The sequence below is a fragment of the Klebsiella africana genome (genome assembly GCF_020526085.1).
Classification (GTDB): domain Bacteria; phylum Pseudomonadota; class Gammaproteobacteria; order Enterobacterales; family Enterobacteriaceae; genus Klebsiella; species Klebsiella africana.
Genome location: NZ_CP084874.1, coordinates 2,784,273 through 2,805,160 on the forward strand (window position 1 = coordinate 2,784,273; position 20,888 = coordinate 2,805,160).

20 protein-coding genes are annotated in these 20,888 nt (G+C 56.3%); 14 read left to right on the forward strand and 6 right to left on the reverse strand.

Features of this window, described 5'->3' with window-relative positions; translation table 11 throughout:
- Window positions 1–48: 48 nt before the first annotated feature.
- From LGL98_RS13625 to uspE, 5 genes are all read left to right on the forward strand, one after another.
- Entirely contained in the window at window positions 49–405 is a 357-nt protein-coding gene (locus LGL98_RS13625; RefSeq protein WP_136031704.1) for a hypothetical protein, read from the forward strand.
- Window positions 371–832, forward strand: coding sequence for a hypothetical protein (locus LGL98_RS13630; protein ID WP_136031706.1), 462 nt, complete (start codon window positions 371–373; stop codon window positions 830–832). The genes LGL98_RS13625 and LGL98_RS13630 overlap by 35 nt, the downstream gene beginning before the upstream one ends.
- Window positions 774–1,247, forward strand: coding sequence for a hypothetical protein (locus LGL98_RS13635; protein ID WP_136031708.1), 474 nt, complete (start codon window positions 774–776; stop codon window positions 1,245–1,247). The genes LGL98_RS13630 and LGL98_RS13635 overlap by 59 nt, the downstream gene beginning before the upstream one ends.
- Window positions 1,248–1,559: 312 nt before the next feature.
- Window positions 1,560–1,802 carry a helix-turn-helix domain-containing protein gene (locus LGL98_RS13640; protein ID WP_407660528.1) on the forward strand — a complete coding sequence of 81 codons (243 nt, stop codon included), beginning with the start codon at window positions 1,560–1,562 and terminating at the stop codon, window positions 1,800–1,802.
- Between the two features lie 186 nt (window positions 1,803–1,988).
- Window positions 1,989–2,939, forward strand: a complete 951-nt coding sequence (uspE, locus tag LGL98_RS13645) for a universal stress protein UspE (protein WP_136031710.1) — start codon at window positions 1,989–1,991, stop codon at window positions 2,937–2,939.
- Window positions 2,940–3,055: 116 nt separating this feature from the next.
- Here uspE and LGL98_RS13650 read toward each other — a convergent pair whose 3' ends face one another.
- From LGL98_RS13650 to pntA, 3 genes are all read right to left on the reverse strand, one after another.
- Window positions 3,056–3,244 (reverse strand): YdiH family protein, encoded by a 189-nt coding sequence (locus LGL98_RS13650; protein ID WP_061156371.1) that lies wholly within the window; start codon window positions 3,242–3,244, stop codon window positions 3,056–3,058.
- Window positions 3,245–3,392: 148 nt separating this feature from the next.
- Complete coding sequence (gene pntB / locus LGL98_RS13655; RefSeq protein ID WP_136031712.1) at window positions 3,393–4,781, reverse strand: Re/Si-specific NAD(P)(+) transhydrogenase subunit beta; 1,389 nt, start codon at window positions 4,779–4,781, stop codon at window positions 3,393–3,395.
- Window positions 4,782–4,791: 10 nt separating this feature from the next.
- Complete coding sequence (gene pntA, locus LGL98_RS13660; protein ID WP_136031714.1) at window positions 4,792–6,321, reverse strand: Re/Si-specific NAD(P)(+) transhydrogenase subunit alpha; 1,530 nt, start codon at window positions 6,319–6,321, stop codon at window positions 4,792–4,794.
- Between the two features lie 521 nt (window positions 6,322–6,842).
- On the opposite strand from pntA, the gene ydgH reads away from it, so the two are divergent.
- From ydgH to folM, 3 genes are all read left to right on the forward strand, one after another.
- Complete coding sequence (gene ydgH / locus LGL98_RS13670) at window positions 6,843–7,793, forward strand: DUF1471 family protein YdgH (RefSeq protein ID WP_136031718.1); 951 nt, start codon at window positions 6,843–6,845, stop codon at window positions 7,791–7,793.
- A gap of 177 nt (window positions 7,794–7,970) precedes the next feature.
- On the forward strand, window positions 7,971–9,353 hold the full coding sequence (locus LGL98_RS13675) for an amino acid permease (RefSeq protein ID WP_136031722.1): 1,383 nt from the start codon (window positions 7,971–7,973) through the stop codon (window positions 9,351–9,353).
- Window positions 9,354–9,389: 36 nt separating this feature from the next.
- Window positions 9,390–10,112, forward strand: coding sequence for a dihydromonapterin reductase (gene folM, locus LGL98_RS13680; RefSeq protein WP_136031724.1), 723 nt, complete (start codon window positions 9,390–9,392; stop codon window positions 10,110–10,112).
- Here folM and LGL98_RS13685 read toward each other — a convergent pair.
- Complete coding sequence (locus LGL98_RS13685) at window positions 10,109–10,444, reverse strand: GlpM family protein (protein ID WP_136031726.1); 336 nt, start codon at window positions 10,442–10,444, stop codon at window positions 10,109–10,111. The genes folM and LGL98_RS13685 overlap by 4 nt on opposite strands.
- 128 nt (window positions 10,445–10,572) lie before the next feature.
- Between LGL98_RS13685 and rstA the strand changes: the two genes are divergently transcribed.
- From rstA to tus, 4 genes are all read left to right on the forward strand, one after another.
- Window positions 10,573–11,292, forward strand: coding sequence for a two-component system response regulator RstA (rstA, locus tag LGL98_RS13690; protein ID WP_136031728.1), 720 nt, complete (start codon window positions 10,573–10,575; stop codon window positions 11,290–11,292).
- A gap of 243 nt (window positions 11,293–11,535) precedes the next feature.
- The gene (locus LGL98_RS13695) at window positions 11,536–11,898 is read left to right on the forward strand and encodes a hypothetical protein (RefSeq protein WP_002903374.1); all 363 of its coding nucleotides are present in this window, start codon (window positions 11,536–11,538) and stop codon (window positions 11,896–11,898) included.
- A gap of 258 nt (window positions 11,899–12,156) precedes the next feature.
- The gene (gene rstB, locus LGL98_RS13700) at window positions 12,157–13,458 is read left to right on the forward strand and encodes a two-component system sensor histidine kinase RstB (protein WP_136031730.1); all 1,302 of its coding nucleotides are present in this window, start codon (window positions 12,157–12,159) and stop codon (window positions 13,456–13,458) included.
- A 75-nt stretch (window positions 13,459–13,533) separates the two neighbouring features.
- Window positions 13,534–14,466, forward strand: coding sequence for a DNA replication terminus site-binding protein (tus, locus tag LGL98_RS13705; RefSeq protein ID WP_136031831.1), 933 nt, complete (start codon window positions 13,534–13,536; stop codon window positions 14,464–14,466).
- Here tus and fumC read toward each other — a convergent pair.
- Window positions 14,456–15,856 (reverse strand): class II fumarate hydratase, encoded by a 1,401-nt coding sequence (gene fumC, locus LGL98_RS13710; protein WP_136031732.1) that lies wholly within the window; start codon window positions 15,854–15,856, stop codon window positions 14,456–14,458. The two genes, tus and fumC, sit on opposite strands and share 11 nt — an antisense overlap.
- Before the next feature lie 338 nt (window positions 15,857–16,194).
- Complete coding sequence (fumA, locus tag LGL98_RS13715; RefSeq protein ID WP_025713052.1) at window positions 16,195–17,841, reverse strand: class I fumarate hydratase FumA; 1,647 nt, start codon at window positions 17,839–17,841, stop codon at window positions 16,195–16,197.
- A gap of 201 nt (window positions 17,842–18,042) precedes the next feature.
- Here fumA and manA point away from each other — a divergent pair, with 201 nt between their 5' ends.
- Together manA and LGL98_RS13725 are read left to right on the forward strand one after the other, a co-directional pair.
- Entirely contained in the window at window positions 18,043–19,221 is a 1,179-nt protein-coding gene (manA, locus tag LGL98_RS13720) for a mannose-6-phosphate isomerase (RefSeq protein WP_136031734.1), read from the forward strand.
- 86 nt (window positions 19,222–19,307) lie between these two features.
- A complete protein-coding gene (locus tag LGL98_RS13725; RefSeq protein ID WP_136031736.1) occupies window positions 19,308–20,867 on the forward strand; it encodes a YdgA family protein in 1,560 nt (519 codons plus the stop codon).
- Window positions 20,868–20,888 lie beyond the last annotated feature (21 nt).

Below are 20,888 nucleotides of genomic sequence, written 5' to 3' on the forward strand. Positions count from 1 at the left end.
TGTGCTCTTGTGGGAATGTATCTAAGCCACGTCTACAGGATTTGATACGTGGTAAAACTATTAGCTGTGGATGTAAACGGAATGAAGAACTTGAAAAGGGGCGTAGATATGACAGAAATAGATAATTTGCCGTGGGATGAAAATTACACCTTTGAATTTGACACTGGCTATAGCGATGAAGAATACCGAAAGGGAAAGCGGGAGATTGTAGACTATACCCGCCCCATTAACACCCTAGCCAATGAGATAGCCAAACGAAATAATGCAGCTCTGTTAGCTGACATTAAAGACCGTTCACCGGGTAGATTCTATGCAGGTACTTTCCCCTATCGTTGGGGAGATATTTACATTGATACAGGAGCCAGACTCAATGACTACGATAACTTACAAGCGCTCAATATCTAAATATCTTCCAAAGAAAGAGCCAGAGAAACAGCCAGAGATACGCAAGCCAAAAGTAAGAACGAACAGAGAAGAAAAAATAATTGCAATCCCTCCTGCTCGTCGAAGTAATCCACGGCTAACATTAGATGAAAAGAATGCTTTAAGGCTGAAGAGATACAAACAGTTTATTGGCGTTAAAATAAATATGCTCACTGCTCTGGAGTTTTCATATTTAGGTATAAATACCACAACCACTAAATTAAAGTGTCTCTGTGATTGTGGACTGGTTAAAGATGTTAACTTTTCTAACTTCAAATCGGGACAATTAAAAAGCTGTGGCTGCTTAGGCGGTCGTGGGAAAGCATGGGAAACAAGGCGAAAGAATCAAAATGTTCAACAAGGAAGTGAATGCAGCAAAGAAAGCTGCGAAACAATTACAAATGGCTAAAGCTATTGCAGGTGAACAGGCACGGCGTAATGCTGTGCTGTCCAATCCTGACAGATTCAAAAAGGATGAAGCAGAACTGGCTACTACTCATGCAGCCCTTTATAAAGAAAAGGCACATGCTGAAGCATTTGCTAAACGTAAATACATTGGTAATTTGACAAGCTACGTTAAGAAGCAGCCAAACAGCTATAAATGGTCGTGGCAAATTAAGCGGGAATTAGAGAATCAACTGAAGGGGATGATGCAAGGTGAATCACGTACTGTTAATCTTATGGCTCTGTCAGCTACTGCCAGTTTTGTTTGGTCTACTAATAACAGTTCAGTGGCTACTGTTAGCAAGACGAAATTAGCCACGATTGGACAGCTAAACACTACAAAGCTATTGAAGATAAGAAAGCTATCACAGCTTGTTTAGAGAGTGGCTCTCTGAAAGAAATGCACTACCCTGTTATCACTCGTAAGCCTTCAAAATCCAAGCTCTTTAACAAGAGTCTGAGAGCTATCTAGTTCTTTGATAGTGTTCCCTTTCGGTTAACATTAACTTGCTTTGCTAAATCGTAGAGCCAGGGATTTGCAGCCCTAATCATAGACTACCTGAATGTTCATCAACATTTGGGGCGCTGTCGTTCATCCTAATTATGGTGAGCGTAGCGGGGAAGCCTAACGGCTTGCCGTGTCTATGCGGTCTGCAAACCCTGTTATGTTCACCACCAAAAGGATTGTTGGTATGGATTGGCACAAAGCAGACATCATTGCAGCACTTCACAAGAAAGGCATTTCACTAGCCGCCCTAAGCAGAGAGAACGGCTTAGCAGATTCAACACTGGCTAATGCTCTAACAAAGCACTGGCCTAAAGGTGAAAGAATCATTGCTGAGGCTTTAGGCAGAACACCACAAGAGATTCGGCATAGCCGATACTATGATGAAGATGGTAAACCCATCATCAAAGCCTTTCAGAAACAAATGTGATTCACTAGCCCCTTCCTATGGGGCTATGTTCCCCGCTTCCCTTCCTTTAGCGTATAATGCTATCAGCCTTATGATGTGTGGGGGTGCTCCTTGACTTACCACACACAAAACCCCACACTAAACCCCTAAGCGAATTGCTAAGTAGCTGATTTTGCTGTTGGGGGAAATGTTGTAAGGAGACCCTGTATGGCGAAGTATCAGAGCATGCTGGTAGTAATCGATCCTAATCAGGACGACCAGCCGGCGCTTAGGCGAGCGGTGTACCTGCACCAACGGATTGGTGGACGCATCAAAGCTTTTTTGCCGATCTATGATTTTTCCTATGAAATGACCACCCTGCTGTCGCCGGACGAGCGGACGGCAATGCGCCAGGGCGTCATTGCCCAACGTACCGCCTGGATCCGCGAGCAGGCGAAATTCTATATTGAATCGGGCGTGCCGATTGACGTGAAAGTGGTGTGGCACAACCGTCCCTTCGAGGCCATTATTCAGGAAGTGGTCAGTGAAAAACACGATCTTCTGCTGAAGATGGCCCACCAGCACGACAAGCTGGAAGCGGTGATCTTTACCCCGACGGACTGGCATCTGCTGCGTAAATGCCCCTGCCCGGTGTGGATGGTCAAAGACCAGCCATGGCCGGAAGGCGGAAAAGCGCTGGTGGCTGTCAATCTCGCCAGCGAGGAGAATTACCACAACACCCTCAACGAGAAGCTGGTTCGCGAAACCCTGTCGCTGGCGGAAGAAGTCAACCACACTGAAGTGCACCTGATCGGCGCCTACCCGGTCACCCCAATCAATATCGCAATTGAATTGCCGGATTTCGATCCCAGCGTCTACAACGACGCGATCCGCGGCCAGCATCTGCTGGCGATGAAAGCGCTGCGGCAGAAGTTTGGCATCGATGAAAAATTCACTCACGTCGAAAAAGGGTTGCCTGAAGAGGTGATCCCGGACCTCGCCGAGCATCTGCAGGCGGGGATCGTGGTGCTGGGGACCGTTGGACGGACCGGGCTGTCGGCGGCGTTCCTCGGCAATACCGCGGAACAGGTTGTCGACCACCTGCGCTGCGACCTGCTGGTGCTTAAACCGGAGGCCTACCAGACGCCGGTGGAACTGGACGACGACGACGACGATTAGCAGTCCCTGTTATGCTCTTCCTCCCCCGCCTCGCGGGGGATTTTTTTACCCGCCATCCGTCAGGCATAAAAAAGGGCCGCTCGCGGCCCCGTCATTGTCCAGTGAGAATGAATGACTTAGTGGATACCCAGACGCCAGGCCAGATCGATCTCTTCTTTCAGCTCCAGCGAGGAGAGCGCCATCAGGTCAGCAAACTCCAGCTCCAGCAGTTTGAGCTTTTTCAGATACTGCGCTGGGGTCATGGCGGTGGTGTCGCGGCGTAAGAATTCGATAGCCATCTGCGTTGGGGTTAACTCGGTATCCATAATATCCTCTGTCTGATGTAAGAACCGGGACATTATATCATCTCTCGCCGCTTATTTTATGAACAATTCCAGGCATCCTCCTACATATAAAAAAGCCGTCTCACAGGAGACGGCTTATAAACAAACGTTGTAAAACAATAATGTTACATTACAGCGCTTTCAGGATCGCATCGACGCTGGCTTTGGCATCGCCGAACAGCATATGGGTATTCTCTTTAAAGAACAGCGGGTTCTGTACGCCGGCGTAACCGGTGTTCATCGAACGCTTAAAGACCACTACGTTCTGCGCTTTCCACACCTCAAGCACCGGCATGCCGGCGATAGGACTCTTCGGATCGTCCTGCGCCGCCGGGTTGACGGTGTCGTTGGCGCCGATCACCAGCACGGTGTCGGTGTCGCTGAAATCGTCATTGATCTCATCCATCTCCAGCACGATGTCGTAAGGCACTTTGGCTTCCGCCAGCAGGACGTTCATATGCCCTGGCAGACGCCCGGCCACCGGATGGATGCCAAAGCGTACCTTGATGCCACGCGCCCGCAGCTTCTCGGTAATTTCTGCCACCGGATACTGCGCCTGAGCCACCGCCATACCGTAGCCCGGGGTGATGATGACCGAGTGCGAATTTTTCAGCATCTCCGCCGTCTCTTCGGCACTAATCTCGCGATGCTCGCCCACTTCTTCATCGCCGCCGCTGGAGGAACCATCGGTGCCGAAGCCGCCAGCGATCACGCTGATAAAGGAGCGGTTCATCGCCTTACACATAATGTAAGAGAGGATGGCGCCGGAAGAGCCTACCAGGGCGCCGGTGACGATCAGCAGGTCATTGCTCAGCATAAAGCCCGCCGCCGCTGCCGCCCAGCCCGAGTAGGAGTTGAGCATGGACACCACCACCGGCATGTCCGCACCGCCGATAGAGGCTACCAGGTGCCAGCCAAAGGCCAGCGCGATCGCGGTCATGACCAGCAGGCACAGAACCTGGGTGCCGGTGCTGCCAGAGCGAACGAAAATCACCATCAGAATGAAGGAGACCACCAGCGCCGCCAGATTCAGCTTATGACGATTGGGCAGCATCAGCGGCTTGGAGGAGATCTTGCCGCGCAGTTTACCAAACGCCACCACCGAACCGGTGAAGGTGACGGCACCGATGAAGATGCCGAGGAACACTTCGGTCAAATGGATATTGACCAGAATTTGCTCCATACCGGTTTCATGCTGCAGGTAACTGTTGAAACCTACCAGCACCGCCGCCAGACCCACGAAGCTGTGCAGGATAGCCACCAGCTCCGGCATCTCGGTCATCTCGACCTTCTTCGCCAGACGAATACCGATCGCCCCGCCGATCACCATCGCGAGGATGATCCAGCCGACGTTGCCGGCGTCCGGCCCCAGAATGGTGGCGATCAGGGCAATGGCCATCCCGGCGATGCCGAAATAGTTGCCCTGCTGTGACGTTTCGTGTTTCGACAGTCCCGCCAGGCTGAAAATAAACAGGATTGCAGCAACAATGTATGCAGCTGTAACTAATCCACCAGACATGTGCTACCCCTTATCCTTTGCGAAACATTTTCAGCATGCGCTGAGTCACGGTAAAACCACCGAAAATATTAATGCTGGCGATCAGCACCGCGATAAAGCTCAGGAAGCTTACCCAGCCGCCGTGGCCTATCTGCAACAACGCGCCAACCACGATAATGCCAGAAATGGCGTTCGTCACCGACATCAGCGGTGTATGCAGCGCATGAGAGACGTTCCACACCACGTAGTAACCCACCACGCAGGCCAGCGCGAAGACGGTGAAATGGCCAAGGAACTCTTTTGGCGCCACGTTGGCCAGCCAGCCGAAGAGGATAATCGCCAGCGCTATCAGCGCATACTTGCGCCACGGCGACGCCGGTTTCACCTCTTCTTTCGGCGCGTCGACTTTTTTCGCCGCAGCCTGCGGCTGAGCGGAGACCTGAATCGGCGGCGCCGGCCAGGTGATTTCGCCTTCGCGCACCACGGTCACGCCGCGCACCACCACGTCATCGAAATCGATAACAATGTTGCCGTCTTTCTCTTTGCACAGCAGCTTCAGCAGGTTCACCAGGTTGGTGCCGTAGAGCTGGGAGGACTGGGTCGGCAGACGGCCCGGCAGATCGGTATAACCGATAATTTTTACGCCGTTGGCGGTGGTTACCACTTCACCGGGCACGGTGTACTCACAGTTACCGCCGTTTTGCGAGGCGAGATCGACCACCACGCTGCCCGATTTCATGGAGTCGACCATTTCACGGGTGATCAGCTTCGGCGCCGGTTTGCCCGGGATTAACGCCGTGGTGACGATGATATCAACCTCTTTCGCCTGGGCGGCGAACAGCGCCATTTCGGCCTTGATAAAGGCCTCTGACATCACTTTCGCATAGCCATCGCCGCTGCCCGCTTCCTCTTTGAAGTCCAGCTCAAGGAACTCGGCGCCCATACTCTGCACCTGCTCCTTCACTTCCGGACGGGTATCGAAGGCGCGAACGATAGCGCCCAGGCTGTTGGCGGCGCCAATCGCCGCCAGACCGGCCACCCCGGCGCCAATGACCATCACCTTGGCGGGCGGAACCTTGCCTGCCGCCGTAATCTGCCCGGTAAAGAAACGACCAAATTCATGCGCCGCTTCAACGATAGCGCGGTACCCGGCGATGTTGGCCATTGAGCTGAGCGCATCCAGCGACTGGGCGCGGGAAATACGCGGCACGGAATCCATCGCCATTACGTTGATATTGCGGGCCGCCAGTTTTTCCATCAGCTGCGGGTTTTGCGCCGGCCAGATAAAACTTATCAGCGTGGTCCCCGGATTCAGCAAAGCAATTTCATCGTCATTCGGGGCATTGACCTTGAGGATGACATCAGACTGCCACACCTCGTTGCCGGTCACGATTTCAGCCCCAGCCTGGACAAAGGCCTCGTCGTCAAAGCTGGCCAGTTTCCCGGCGCCGCTTTCGACCGCAACGCTAAAGCCGAGTTTGAGCAGTTGCTCAACGGTCTTCGGCGTGGCGGCGGCCCGGGTCTCCTGGGCTAGCCTCTCTTGTGGTACACCAATACGCATAGTTTTCCCTTCCATCGGTTTTTGATGATGGTTTACTTTTCTGACCAACAACGACAAGACCGCGACAACTTTCTCGCCGTCTTTCGCTGACTGCAAAATGAAACAGTAACAAACTTTTTATAACCTACTGAAAATAGCGATTGTGATCTACAACGATAAAACACAATTTTTGATTTTATTGCTTATTGTCAGCACAGATGGTTCCGGGCAGCAATATTTACCTGAATATGCCTTTCAGGCCTGATAATCCGCTTATCCGGCGGCATAACACGCCATTTATCGCCATTAGGATCATTGTATTAACATTACATTAACTAATAAAAGTGGTATTGATTATCGTTTTTGCTGGTCAAGCGGCTGTTTTTTCAACATATCGAAAAATGTTATCTTTCCGGAGTATACGATTTGGGCGGCATGCAAAAAATGACGCAGACAGTCACGGCGATTAAATGCAATAATCAAATGTTTTCAGTCAACAACAACACCAGTATATGGTTTGCGCAAGGCAAAGGATTATTTTTATGAAGCTTAAAAACACCCTCCTGGCGTCTGCTCTCCTGACAACCGCCACGTTGTCTGCCCATGCAGCGACCGAGCTGACCCCGGAGCAGGCGGCTGCGCTGAAGCCCTACGATCGCGTTGTCGTCACCGGCCGCTTTAATGCCATTGGCGATGCGGTACAGGCAGTATCGCGCAAAGCTGACAAAGACGGCGCGGCCTCATTCTATGTTGTCGATACGTCGGACTACGGCAATGGCGGCAACTGGCGCGTCACGGCAGACCTCTATAAAGAGGATGCACCGAAAGCGGAGGCGCCAAAAAATCGTATTATCAACGGTGTGATGGAGTTACCGAAGGATCAAGCCGTTGAGCTGATGCCGTACGACACCGTCACCGTTCAGGGCTTCTATCGCAGCCAGCCGGAAGTGAACGACGCCATCACCAAAGCGGCAAAAGCGAAAGGCGCCTATGCGTTCTTTATCGTGCGTCAGGTGGACGCCAACCAGGGTGGCAACCAGCGCATTACCGCTTATATCTACAAAAAAGATGCTGAAAAACGCGTGCTGCAGAGCCCGGACGCTATCCCGGCTGACTCTGACGCTGGCCGCGCAGCGCTGGCCAAAGGCGGCGAAGCGGCGAAGAACGTTGAAATTCCAGGCGTCGCTACCACCGCCGCGGTGGGGTCAGGTACCGGCGTCGGTCGTTTCTTTGAGACTCAGTCTTCGAAAGGTGGACGTTACACTGTCACCTTGCCGAACGGCACTAAAGTCGAAGAAGTGAACAAAGTGACTGCGGCGCAAATGGTGCCGTTCGATAACATTCAGTTCACCGGCAACTACGGCAATATGACCGAAATCTCCTATCAGACGGCGAAACGCGCGGCGAAGAAAGGGGCGAAGTACTACCACATCACCCGCCAGTGGCAGGAACGCGGCGGCAACATCACCATCAGCGCCGATCTGTACAAATAATCGCTGCTGACTGGCTAAAAAGGCGGCGCAATGCCGCCTTTTCATATTTTTTCATTCCCCGCCATTGCATGGCCCCCGGACACTCCGTAAAATCCCGCGCCTTAGCGCAATCCTCCATTTTTATGCGATTTCGCAAAATAAATATTCTGGAACAGCCATTTTCACCTCGGGAATGCAATGGAAAAGAAACTGGGCCTGAGCGCCCTGACCGCCCTGGTCCTTAGCTCAATGCTCGGCGCTGGCGTATTCAGTTTGCCGCAAAATATGGCTGCCGTGGCCAGCCCCTCCGCTCTGCTCATTGGCTGGGCGATCACTGGCGTCGGGATCCTGTTTCTCGCTTTCGCCATGCTGCTGTTGACCCGTATTCGCCCCGACCTCGACGGCGGGATCTTCACCTACGCTCGCGAAGGGTTCGGCGAGCTGATCGGCTTCTGTTCCGCCTGGGGATACTGGCTGTGCGCGGTGGTCGCCAACGTCTCCTATCTGGTCATCGTCTTTTCGGCGCTCAGTTTTTTCACCGATACCCCTGAACTACGCCTGTTTGGCGATGGTAATACCTGGCAGTCCATCGTCGGCGCGTCGGGTCTGCTGTGGGTCGTCCACTTTCTGGTCCTGCGCGGTGTCCAGACGGCTGCGGGGATTAACCTGGTCGCCACCCTCGCCAAACTTCTGCCGCTGGGTGCGTTTATCGCGCTCGCCGCCCTGGCCTTTCAGTTGGATACGTTCCGCCTCGATTTCAGCGGCCTGGCGCTGGGCGTCCCGGTATGGGAGCAGGTCAAAAACACCATGCTGATCACCCTGTGGGTGTTTATCGGCGTGGAGGGGGCGGTAGTCGTGTCCGCGCGGGCGCGACACAAGCGCGACGTTGGCCGTGCGACGCTGCTGGCGGTGCTGTCGGCCCTCGCGGTGTACCTGTTAGTCACCCTGCTGTCGCTGGGCGTTGTGCCGCGTAGCGAACTGGCCGAAATGCGTAACCCATCGATGGCGGGACTAATGGTCAGGCTGATGGGGTCGTGGGGGGAGATCGTGATTGCCGCCGGACTTATTGTGTCGGTGTGTGGCGCCTATCTCAGCTGGACTATTATGGCCGCTGAAGTGCCTTACCTCGCCGCCACCCACAAAGCCTTCCCGCGCCTGTTTGCCCGTCAGAATAGCAACAACGCCCCCTCCGCCTCATTGTGGTTGACCAATATCAGCGTTCAAATATCGCTGGTGCTGATCTGGCTGACCGGTTCGGACTACGGCACGCTGCTGACTATTGCGTCAGAAATGATCCTCGTGCCTTATTTGCTGGTCGGCGCCTTTCTGCTGAAAATCGCCACACGCCCGCTGCACAAAGCGGTGGCTATCGGCGCCTGCATTTATGGCTTATGGTTATTATACGCGTCGGGACCTGTGCATTTGCTGTTGTCGGTGGTACTTTACGCTCCGGGTCTTCTGGTCTTTTTGTACGCCCGACGTACGCACCAGCACGATCGTTCGCTCAAACGCCGCGAAGTGGCGCTAATTGGTTTATTGCTGGTTGCCGCTGTGCCGGCAACGTGGATGCTGGTGGGGTAAGCGGTCGCCCTGCCGCAGAACGCATAGGAGATACCCATGGCTGAACAACAGCCCCGCCCGATTCTGATCACCGGAGCAGGCCGCCGCATCGGCCTCGCTCTGGCACACCATTTTCTGCAACAGCACCAGCCGGTCATCGTCAGCTATCGTACGCCTTATCCGGCGATTGACGGCCTGCGCGAAGCGGGCGCGCTCTGCCTGCAGGCCGATTTTAGCAGCGATGACGGCATTCTGACCTTCGCTGAAGCAGTCAAATCACACACCAACGGTCTGCGCGCTATCATCCACAACGCCAGCGACTGGATGGCGGAAAAGCCGGGCGTCCCGCTGAGCACCGTCATCAACCGCATGATGCAGATCCACGTCCACGCCCCCTATCTGCTCAACCATGCGCTGGAGGCGTTGCTGCGCGGCCACGGCCATGCCGCCAGCGACATTATCCATATCACCGATTACGTGGTGGAGCGCGGGAGCGATAAACATATCGCCTACGCCGCCAGCAAAGCCGCCCTGGATAACATGACCCGCTCCTTCGCTCGCAAGCTGGCGCCAGAGGTTAAGGTCAACGCCATCGCGCCGTCGCTAATCATGTTTAATGAGGGTGACGACGAGGCCTATCGTCAGCAGGCGCTGGATAAATCGCTGATGAAAATCGCCCCTGGCGAAAAAGAGATTAGCGAGCTGATCGATTACCTGTTTAGCAGCCGCTACGTCACCGGCCGCTCATTCGCCGTCGACGGCGGCCGCCCACTGCGTTAGTGGAAGCGGCTCCAGCCGAGGATTAACAGCCAGGCGCACAGCCCCCAGCATCCCACCGCGCCTGCCAGCGCCAACGGCAGGCGCATGATCCCGGTGAAGTACCACAGCGATACCAAATAGACAAAATAGGGAAGAATCGACCACATGCCGAACACGATGGTCGCGCGAAGGGCTTCGACGCCCCGCTCGCTGGCAACAATATAATGGGCGATGAGCGCAAAGGTGGGAAACAGCGGGATCAGACCAGCGATAGCGTAGTTCTTGGTTTTCGCCAGCACGCCAATCAGCACCACCACCAACGCCCCCAGCAGCCCTTTGATTAACAGCCCCATGTCCGTTTGCCTTAACAATGAATCAAGAAGTTAGGGCAGCATAGCGGATTTAGCGCTGTTTATAAAAGAGTAATGGCGGGTAAAATAAGCGCGGTGTATGTTACTTCTTTTACTGATGTGCGATAGACATGAATAAAATCGTTTTCGTTGAGGATGACCCTGAGGTAGGCGCGCTGATCGCCGCCTATCTCGGCAAGCATGATATGGATGTGGTGGTCGAGCCTCGTGGCGACCGCGCAGAGGAGGTTATCGCGCGGGAGAAACCAGACCTCGTGCTGCTGGACATCATGCTGCCCGGCAAAGACGGGATGACGCTGTGTCGCGATCTTCGGGGACAATGGACAGGGCCGATTGTCCTGCTGACGTCGCTCGACAGCGATATGAACCATATCCTCTCCCTGGAGATGGGGGCCAGCGATTATATCCTGAAAACCACGCCGCCAGCGGTGCTTCTCGCGCGACTGCGTCTGCATTTGCGCCAGCATATTGCCCCGACAGGCGCCGGATCCGCCCCCTCAACGCTCACGCCACACAAAACCATCTCCTTCGGCTCGCTGACCATTGATCCGGTCAACCGCCAGGTGCTGCTTGGCGGAGAAAACGTCGCCCTGTCGACCGCCGATTTCGACCTGCTGTGGGAGCTGGCCACCCACGCCGGGCAGATTATGGATCGCGATGCACTGCTGAAAAACCTACGCGGCGTGACCTATGACGGAATGGATCGCAGCGTCGACGTGGCTATCTCGCGCCTGCGCAAAAAACTGCTCGACAACGCCACGGAGCCCTATCGTATTAAGACCGTTCGCAACAAAGGCTACCTGTTCGCCCCTCACGCCTGGGATAACTAAGCGGTCCTTCTGCGGCCCTGCGAGGGGCCCGCTCATTGCGCGCCCGCCAGCGGCAAAGGCATCACGTTGTGCTGCCTGCTGCGATCGTCCCTGGCGCGCAGATTCATTACCGAAATTTGTCATATTGATTAAATCAATAGAATTAGCCGTACAGAACCCCATCACATAACTCCTCAATATGATTGTGCTCAAGGACTTAGCGTGTTCAGAATGGCATAAAGCCTGAAAACACAGGACTTTTGCATGATGAAATACGTTGTACTTTTGGCACTCTCACTGTTCACTTCTCTCTCTGGCTGGGCATTTTCCCTCGACAACGCCGATATTCGTCTCCTCTGTCCGCAGCGCGGGCAAATCGAGGTGATCCTTCACCGTTATGAACATACCCAGCAATCCTGGGGGCAGCATCACTTTGAAACCGGCGGCGGCCACGTTCGCCAGGGGCCGCTGCTGGTGATCCCCTTTGCCAACCTCGATCAGATGATTTACCACCAGACCACCGGTGAGTTTGCTTACTGGTATGCCGAAACGGAAAAGCTGGTGCGCTGTCGGTTGCTGAGTCTGACGACCACCTATCCGGTCGATATTCCCTACTATCGCGAGTAGCGTATCCATCGGCGCGCGGAATACGATCGCCTCGGCCACCGCCGAGGGTAGATAAATCATTGCAAAAGTGACGTTGTCACTTTTAAACCGTATCGTTCCCGTGGCTGACTATTGTCAGGGGGCATAAACCCTGCTTTGATAGCTTATCCGTTTTTCCTGCACGCCTGGCGCAGGGATAGCGATGACGTTACGCCCCGTCGTGCAGGAATGGCCCCTGGGGCGCCAGACAGGTTTCTCTTTTGAATACGCGGTAATGTAATGAAAAAGCTGTTCGTGCAGTTCTATCTTCTGCTCTTCGTCTGCTTTCTGGTGATGACCATGCTGGTCGGTCTGGTCTATAAATTTACCGCGGAGCGCGCCGGACGGCAGTCGCTTGACGATTTGATGAAAAGCTCGCTGTATCTGATGCGCAGCGAGCTGCGAGAAATCCCGCCGCGCGACTGGAGCAAGACCCTTAAAGAGCTGGACCTGAATTTATCGTTTGATCTGCACATCGAGCCGATGAGCAAATTTAAGCTCTCAGAGAGTTCTCTGCAACACCTGCGCGCCGGCGATATTGTCGCCCTCGACGATCAGTACACCTTTATTCAACGTATTCCCCGCAGCCACTATGTGCTGTCGGTGGGCCCGGTGCCCTATCTCTATTTTCTGCATGAAATGCGCCTGCTGGACGTGGCGCTGATGGCATTTATCGCCATCTCGCTGGCCTTTCCGGTGTTTATCTGGATGCGTCCGCACTGGCAGGACATGCTGCGCATTGAGACCGCAGCTCAGCGCTTTGGCGAAGGCCATCTCACAGAGCGCATTCACTTCGACAGTATGTCCAGTTTCGAGCGACTCGGGGTGGCCTTTAACCAAATGGCCGATAACATTAATGCGCTTATTGCCAGCAAGAAGCAGCTAATTGACGGTATCGCCCATGAGCTGAGAACGCCGCTGGTTCGTCTGCGCTACCGTCTGGAGATGAGCGAAAACCTCGCCGAGGCGGAATCGCAGGCGCTGAACCGCGATATCGGCCAGCTGGAGGCACTGATTGAAGAACTCCTGACCTACGCTCGCCTTGACCGCCCGCAGACGGAGCTCAGTCTAACCACGCCCGATTTTCCCGCCTGGATCAGTGACCATGTCGAGGATATCCAGATGGTCAACCCTCAGCGCGATGTCTGCCTGGCGACGCTGACCCACGGTAACTACGGCGCGCTGGATATGCGACTGATGGAGCGCGTGCTGGATAATCTGGTCAATAACGCCCTGCGCTACAGCAGCCAGCGGGTGGCGGTCAGCCTGACGCTGCAGGGATCGCGTGCCTCGTTGCAGGTTGAGGATGACGGTCCGGGAATCGCCCCCGAAGAACGCGAGCGGGTGTTTGAGCCCTTTGTTCGCCTTGACCCCAGCCGGGACCGGGCGACAGGAGGTTGTGGCCTCGGCCTGGCGATTGTCCACAGTATCGCCCAGGCGATGGGCGGCGAGGTACGCTGCGAGGCCAGCCCTCTCGGCGGCGCCCGCTTCTGCTTTAGCTGGCCGGTCTATCATCAGCTGCCTGATTTTACCTCTGCCTGAATAAAACTTGCGCAGAAGCCGCGGGCTGGGTATGCTGCAAAAATCCAATAGTATGTTGTAACTAAGGTGGTAATGATGGCCAGCTACGACCTCGTTGAACGTCTGAATAATACCTTTCGCCAGATCGAGCTGGAGCTGCAGGCGCTCCAGCAGGCGTTAAGTGACTGCCGTCTGCTGGCGGGCCGGGTATTTGAACTGCCGGCGATCGGTAAGGATGCCGAGCACGATCCGCTGGCCACCATTCCGGTGGTGCAGCATATCGGCAAAGCAGCCCTGGCGCGCGCCCTGCGCCACTACAGCCATCTGTTTATCCAGCAGCAGTCGGAAAACCGCAGCAGCAAAGCCGCCGTCCGCCTGCCGGGGGCTATCTGCCTGCAGGTCACCGCCGCAAAGCAGCAGGATCTGCTGGCGCGTATTCAGCATATCAATGCCCTGAAGGCCACCTTCGAGAAGATCGTCACCGTCGACTCCGGTCTCCCCCCCACCGCCCGTTTTGAGTGGGTACACCGTCATTTGCCGGGGTTGATCACCCTTAGCGCCTACCGCACGTTGACGCCCCTCGTCGACCCGAGCACCATCCGCTTCGGCTGGGCCAATAAGCACGTTATCAAGAATCTGACCCGCGACCAGGTGTTGATGATGCTGGAGAAAAGCCTGCAGTCGCCGCGGGCGGTGCCGCCGTGGACCCGGGAGCAGTGGCAGAGCAAACTGGAAAGGGAGTATCAGGATATCGCCGCCTTGCCGCAGCGGGCGCGGCTGAAAATCAAACGGCCTGTGAAGGTGCAGCCGATTGCCCGCGTCTGGTATGCCAGCGAGCAGAAACAGATACAGTATGCCTGCCCCAGCCCGCTGATTGCCCTGATTTCCGGCAGCCAGGGGGTCAGCGTGCCGGATATTGGCGAGCTGCTGAACTACGATGCCGACAATGTACAGTATCGCTACAAACCGGAGGCGCAGTCGCTGAGATTACTGATCCCGCGCCTGCACCTCTGGCTGGCTAGCGAATAGCCAGACTGCCGACCATCTCTTCCGGGCGCACCCAGCTGTCGAATTCGGCTTCCGTCAGGTAGCCCAGCGCCAGCGCTGAGGCTTTGAGGGTCAGCCCCTCATGGTGCGCTTTTTTAGCGATTTCCGCCGCCTTGTCGTAGCCGATATGGGTATTCAGCGCAGTGACCAGCATCAGCGACTCATTGAGCAGCTGGCTGATCCGCTCGCGATTCGGTTCAATACCCACCGCACAGTGCTCGTTAAAGCTCGCCATACCGTCTGCCAGCAGACGCACCGACTGCAGGAAATTATGAATGACCATCGGGCGATAGACGTTAAGCTCAAAGTTGCCGGAAGCACCGCCGATATTCACCGCCACGTCGTTGCCCATCACCTGGCAGCAGACCATGGTCAGGGCTTCACACTGGGTGGGGTTAACCTTGCCGGGCATAATCGACGACCCTGGCTCGTTTTCCGGGATCGCGATTTCACCAATGCCGCAGCGCGGACCGGAGGCCAGCCAGCGGACATCGTTGGCAATTTTCATCAGCGAGGCCGCCAGGCCTTTCAGCGCACCGTGGGCATGGACCAGGGCATCGACAGTGGCCAGCGCTTCGAATTTGTTCGGCGCGGTGACAAACGGCTGTCCGCTGAGCGACGCCAGCTCGGCCGCCACCCGCACGGCATACTCCGGATGGGTATTCAGCCCGGTTCCTACCGCCGTCCCGCCCAGCGCCAGCTCGGCAAGATGCGGCTGACTGGCTTCAATGTGCTTAAGGCTATGGTCCAGCATCGCCACCCAGCCGGAGATCTCCTGGCCTAAGGTGAGCGGCGTGGCGTCCTGCAGATGGGTGCGGCCGATCTTGACGATATCCCTGAAGGCCACCGCTTTTTCGTTGAGCGTCGCCCGCAGCGCCTGCAGCGACGGGATCACTTTTTCCCGCAGGGCAATCAGCGCCGCGACGTGCATGGCGGTGGGAAACACGTCATTCGAGCTCTGGCTTTTATTCACATCGTCATTGGGATGAATTTTTCGCGCCATCCCCCGTTCACCGCCCAGCAGTTCACTGGCGCGGTTGGCCAGCACCTCGTTCATATTCATATTGCTTTGGGTGCCGGAGCCGGTCTGCCAGATAGCCAGCGGAAACTCCTGCGAGTGCTTTCCGGCCAGCACTTCGTCAGCGGCAGCGACGATCGCCCCGGCTTTCTCCGCCGTCAACAGCCCAAGGTCCTGGTTAACCTTCGCCGCGGCCCGCTTGGTCAGCGCCAGGGCGTAGATCAGCTCCCCGGGCATTTTTTCAGTCGAGATGCGGAAATGCTCCAGCGAGCGCTGGGTCTGGGCGCCCCAGAGTTTATCGGCCGGGACGTCGATGGCGCCCATCGAGTCTTTTTCACTGCGATGCGTTGTCATTACTTTCTCCTTGGATTCAAAGTACGTCATAGCGACAAAGCTCACCTGCTTAAAAGACTAAGTATTGGCCAGATTTATAAGTTGTTTTGGTGGTTCGTGCCGCGAAGCGACATAAAAAAGCCGCCCCGGAGGGCGGCCCAGACCGCTGACAAAATGCAATCGTCGGGATTGCCCGGCGGCGCTGCGCTTGCGCGGGCCTACAAAGAACTGCATAACTTATTGATATTGCTGTTTTTCGTAGGCCGGGTAAGGCGAAAGCCGCCACCCGGCAGAAAGGCGCTCACCATAACGAAAACAGGTTTGTCATCGACCAGCGCCGCCCCGGAGGGCGGCGTGGGTTACTTCACGCAGCGCGAGCACTGCGAGGTCTGGATCTGCTGAAAGAAATCATTGCCTTTATCATCGACGAGGATAAACGCCGGGAAATCTTCCACTTCAATTTTCCAGATGGCTTCCATACCCAGCTCCGGATACGCCACGCACTCGAGGCTGCGGATGCTCTGCTGGGCGAGCACCGCCGCCGGGCCGCCAATGCTGCCGAGGTAGAAGCCGCCGTGTTTATGGCAGGCATCGGTCACCTGCTGGCTACGGTTACCTTTCGCCAGCATGATCTTGCTGGCGCCGTGGGACTGCAGCAGATCGACGTAAGAGTCCATGCGGCCTGCGGTGGTCGGCCCCAGAGAGCCGGAGGCGTAACCGTCCGGCGTTTTTGCCGGGCCTGCGTAATAGATTGGGTGATCTTTCACGTACTGGGGCAGCGCTTCGCCATTATCGATAAGCTCTTTCAGCTTGGCGTGGGCGATATCGCGGGCGACGATGATAGTCCCGCTCAACGACAGGCGGGTGGACACCGGATATTGCGACAGCAGCGCCAGGATCTCGCTCATCGGCTGGTTAAGATTCACCTTCACCGCTTCGCCTTCCCCGGCCTGACGCAGATGCTCAGGGATATATTTCCCCGGATTGCTCTCCAGCTTCTCGATCCAGATGCCGTCGCGGTTAATCTTGGCTTTGATGTTGCGGTCGGCGGAACAGGAAACCCCCATCCCTACCGGGCAGGACGCGCCGTGACGCGGCAGACGGATCACGCGGATATCGTGGGCAAAGTATTTGCCGCCGAACTGCGCGCCGAGACCAAGGTTCTGCGCCTCCAGCAACAGCTCCTGCTCCAGCTGCACGTCGCGGAACGCCTGACCATGCTCGTTACCTTCGGTGGGCAGGCCATCATAATATTTGGTGGACGCCAGCTTCACGGTCTTCAGCGTCGCTTCCGCCGAGGTGCCGCCGATCACAAACGCGATGTGGTACGGCGGACAGGCGGCGGTACCGAGGGTGCGCATCTTCTCGACGAGGTAGTTTTTCAGCTTCGCCGGGGTGATTAGCGCTTTAGTTTCCTGGTACAGATAGGTTTTGTTCGCCGAACCGCCGCCCTTGGCGATGCAGAGGAATTTGTACTCATCGCCATCGGTAGCATAAAGATCGATCTGCGCCGGCAGGTTGGTACCGGTGTTAACTTCTTTATACATATCCAGCGGCGCGTTCTGCGAGTAGCGCAGGTTGTCCTGGATATAAGTGTTGTACACCCCCTGCGCCAGGGCGGCTTCATCGCCGCCGCCGGTCCACACGCGCTGGCCTTTTTTACCCATGATGATCGCGGTGCCGGTGTCCTGGCAGGTAGGCAGAATGCCTTTGGCGGCGATATCCGAGTTGCGCAGGAACTGCAGCGCGACGTATTTGTCGTTTTCGCTGGCTTCCGGGTCGTTAAGGATATCCGCCACCTGCTGCTGATGCGCCGGGCGAAGCATAAAAGAGGCGTCGTGGAAAGCATGCTGCGCCAGAAGGGTCAGCGCCTGAGGGTCAACTTTTAGCACTTCCTGGCCGGCGAATTCGGCGACGGAGACGTAATCACTGCTGAGGAGATAATACTCGGTGTCATCCTTTTTGAGGGGAAAAGGATCCTGGTAAACAAACGGTTTATTCGACATTGTACTCTCACTTACTGCTTTGGCTGATTATGTTTCAGGCAGGGACTCCATGTGCCTGTAGAAAAGCGAGTCGCTCAATCTTACACAATTTTTTAACAAAAACTGAGACAGGGACGACTTTTTCTTTCAGCAGTTGCTTCTCCACCGTTTGCTGGTTTAATAGAGCGATAATTTTTACTTTGATTGATACAGGGAATGAGAATGCAAAAGCTGATCAACGCCGTACAGAACTACGCATGGGGAAGCCACACCGCTTTAACTGAACTGTATGGCATTGCCAACCCGGACAATCTGCCGATGGCAGAGCTGTGGATGGGGGCGCATCCGAAGAGCAGCTCGCAGATCATGGCGGCCGACGGCCAGCCGCGTTCGCTGCGCGAGGTGATTGACGCGGATAAAACCGCCCTGCTCGGCGACAAGGTTGCCGCCCGTTTTGGTGAGCTGCCGTTCCTGTTTAAAGTGCTGTGCGCCGCTCAGCCGCTCTCTATTCAGGTGCATCCCAACAAGCAGGCATCGGAAGAAGGTTTTGCCCGCGAGAACGCCGCCGGCATCCCGCTCTCCGCCGCCGAGCGTAACTACAAAGATCCGAACCACAAGCCGGAGCTGGTTTTTGCCCTGACGCCATTCCTGGCGATGAATGCATTTCGCGAGTTCAGCGAGATTGTCACCCTGCTGCAGCCGGTGGCTAGCGCACATCCGGCGATCGACGCCTTCCTGCAGCAGCCGGACGCGACTCACCTGAGCCAGCTGTTTGCCAGCCTGCTAAATATGCAGGGTGAGGAAAAAGCCAAAGCGCTGCAGGTGCTGCGCGAGGTACTGGATCGTGAACAGAGCGAACCGTGGCAGACTATCCGCCTGATCGCGGAATTCTATCCAGACGACAGCGGCCTCTTCTCCCCGCTGCTGCTGAACGTGGTGAAGCTGAACCCAGGCGAAGCGATGTTCCTGTTTGCTGAAACGCCGCACGCCTATCTGCAGGGGGTGGCGCTGGAGGTGATGGCCAACTCGGATAACGTACTGCGCGCCGGCCTGACGCCGAAATACATTGATATTCCTGAGCTGGTGGCTAACGTCAAGTTCGAGGCTAAACCGGCGGGTGAGCTGTTGACCCAGCCGCAGCGTCACGGCGCAGAGCTGGACTTCCCGATCCCGGTGGAAGATTTTGCCTTCTCCCTGCACGATCTCTCCGCTGAAGCCAGCGATCTGGCCCAGGCAAGCGCGGCGATCGTGTTCTGTATCGATGGCGAAGCCGTGCTGCACAAAGGTGAGCAAAACCTGACCCTCAAGCCGGGCGAGTCAGCTTTCGTGGCCGCCAGTGAATCACCGGTACAGGTCAGCGGCCGCGGCCGTGTGGCGCGCGTGTTCAATAAGCTCCAGTAAGTGACTGACCTTTCAGGTCGCGCTTACTGATGGTGACAACTCAGCCAGGCGGTCTCTCCGCCTGGCTTCATTTATGGATAAATGCTATGAAAAAATCGCTGGTCGCAGCAGGAATCATCGTGGCGCTGGGCGTGGTATGGACAGGCGGCGCCTGGTTCACTGGCAAACAGCTGGAAGGCCGGATTGCCGATATGGTGCAGCAGGCCAACGCCCAGCTGCGCAGCAGCGCGCCGGAGTCAGGTCTGGAGCTGAGCTATCAGGACTACCAGCGCGGGCTGTTCAGCAGCCATCTGCAGCTGGTGGTCAAGCCGATCGCCGGTCAGGCTAACGGCTGGCTGGCCGCCGGGCAGAGCGTGGTGCTTGACGAAGTGGTCGATCATGGCCCCTTCCCGCTGGCCTCGTTAAAAGCCTTTAATCTGGCGCCGGCAATGGCTTCCGTCCACACCACGCTGGTGAAAAACGACGCCAGCCAGGCGCTGTTCGAGATAGCCAAAGGCGACACCCCCTTTACTGTCGATACGCGCATCGCCTACAGCGGTGACAGCCAGTCGGCTATCGTCCTTAACGCCCTCGACTATGCCAAAGGCGATGAGAAAGTCACCTTCAGTGGCGGCCAGTTCCAGCTCGACGCCGACCGCGACGGCAAAAACATCAGTCTGAAGGGCCAGGCCGGCAGCGGGCAGATCGATGCGCTCAACGAATATAACCAGAAGGTACAGCTGCGCTTCGTCAACCTGACCACCGATGGCGCCACCGAGCTGGCCAGCTTCAACGAACGCATCGGCCAGCAAAAAATGACCCTCGATAAACTGGCCATCAGCGTCGAAGGCAAAGAGCTGGCGCTGATCGACGGTATGGCGCTGGACGGCGGTTCCACGCTGACCCAGGACGGCAAAGGCGTGAACAGCCAGGTAAACTACACCGTTAACAGCCTCAAACTTCAGGGGCAGGATATGGGCAGCGGCAAACTAACGTTGAAAGTGGATAACGTCGATGGTCAGGCGTGGCACCAGTTCAGTCAGCAATACAGCGCGCAGTCTCAGGCGCTGCTGGCGAAACCGGAGCTGGCGCAGAATCCGGAGCTGTATCAGCAGGCCCTCACCGAAACGCTGTTCAATGCGCTGCCGATCCTGCTCAAAGGCAACCCGTCGGTAACTATCTCTCCGCTGAGCTGGCGCAATGCCAAAGGGGAAAGCACGTTGAATCTGTCGGTTCTGCTAAAAGATCCGGCCCAGGTGACCGCCCCACCGCAGACGCTGGCAGACAGCCTGGATCGCGTGGTGCAGTCCCTGGACGGCAAAGTGGTGATCCCGGTGGATATGGCGACGGAGTTTATGACTAAGATCGCCGGTCTGGAAGGCTATCAGCCGGCCGATGCCGCCAAGCTTGCCGATCAGCAGGTCAAAGGCCTGGCGGCGATGGGCCAGATGTTCCGCATTACCACCATGGAAGATAACGCCATCAGCAGCAGTCTGCAGTACGCGAACGGCCAGGTGACGCTGAACGGCCAGAAAATGCCGCTGCAAGATTTCGCTGCGATGTTTGGTCTGGAAGCACCTTCACTGCCGGACAGCGCCCCGCAGGAAGGCCAGCCCCAGCAGGATGACGCCGCTCCTCAGCAGGGCGACGCGGCCCCGCAGCCGTAACTTAGCGGTACAGGAGACGGC

Excerpts from the sequence above, each read along its gene's own strand:
- LGL98_RS13630 (WP_136031706.1), top strand. The coding sequence starts at position 371 with ATGACTACGATAACTTACAAGCGCTCAATATCTAAATATCTTCCAAAG.
- LGL98_RS13635 (WP_136031708.1), top strand. The coding sequence starts at position 774 with ATGTTCAACAAGGAAGTGAATGCAGCAAAGAAAGCTGCGAAACAATTA.
- LGL98_RS13640 (WP_407660528.1), top strand. The coding sequence starts at position 1,560 with ATGGATTGGCACAAAGCAGACATCATTGCAGCACTTCACAAGAAAGGC.
- uspE (WP_136031710.1), top strand. The coding sequence starts at position 1,989 with ATGGCGAAGTATCAGAGCATGCTGGTAGTAATCGATCCTAATCAGGAC.
- LGL98_RS13650 (WP_061156371.1), bottom strand. The coding sequence starts at position 3,244 with ATGGATACCGAGTTAACCCCAACGCAGATGGCTATCGAATTCTTACGC.
- pntB (WP_136031712.1), bottom strand. The coding sequence starts at position 4,781 with ATGTCTGGTGGATTAGTTACAGCTGCATACATTGTTGCTGCAATCCTG.
- pntA (WP_136031714.1), bottom strand. The coding sequence starts at position 6,321 with ATGCGTATTGGTGTACCACAAGAGAGGCTAGCCCAGGAGACCCGGGCC.
- ydgH (WP_136031718.1), top strand. The coding sequence starts at position 6,843 with ATGAAGCTTAAAAACACCCTCCTGGCGTCTGCTCTCCTGACAACCGCC.
- LGL98_RS13675 (WP_136031722.1), top strand. The coding sequence starts at position 7,971 with ATGGAAAAGAAACTGGGCCTGAGCGCCCTGACCGCCCTGGTCCTTAGC.
- folM (WP_136031724.1), top strand. The coding sequence starts at position 9,390 with ATGGCTGAACAACAGCCCCGCCCGATTCTGATCACCGGAGCAGGCCGC.
- LGL98_RS13685 (WP_136031726.1), bottom strand. The coding sequence starts at position 10,444 with ATGGGGCTGTTAATCAAAGGGCTGCTGGGGGCGTTGGTGGTGGTGCTG.
- rstA (WP_136031728.1), top strand. The coding sequence starts at position 10,573 with ATGAATAAAATCGTTTTCGTTGAGGATGACCCTGAGGTAGGCGCGCTG.
- LGL98_RS13695 (WP_002903374.1), top strand. The coding sequence starts at position 11,536 with ATGATGAAATACGTTGTACTTTTGGCACTCTCACTGTTCACTTCTCTC.
- rstB (WP_136031730.1), top strand. The coding sequence starts at position 12,157 with ATGAAAAAGCTGTTCGTGCAGTTCTATCTTCTGCTCTTCGTCTGCTTT.
- tus (WP_136031831.1), top strand. The coding sequence starts at position 13,534 with ATGGCCAGCTACGACCTCGTTGAACGTCTGAATAATACCTTTCGCCAG.
- fumC (WP_136031732.1), bottom strand. The coding sequence starts at position 15,856 with ATGACAACGCATCGCAGTGAAAAAGACTCGATGGGCGCCATCGACGTC.
- fumA (WP_025713052.1), bottom strand. The coding sequence starts at position 17,841 with ATGTCGAATAAACCGTTTGTTTACCAGGATCCTTTTCCCCTCAAAAAG.
- manA (WP_136031734.1), top strand. The coding sequence starts at position 18,043 with ATGCAAAAGCTGATCAACGCCGTACAGAACTACGCATGGGGAAGCCAC.
- LGL98_RS13725 (WP_136031736.1), top strand. The coding sequence starts at position 19,308 with ATGAAAAAATCGCTGGTCGCAGCAGGAATCATCGTGGCGCTGGGCGTG.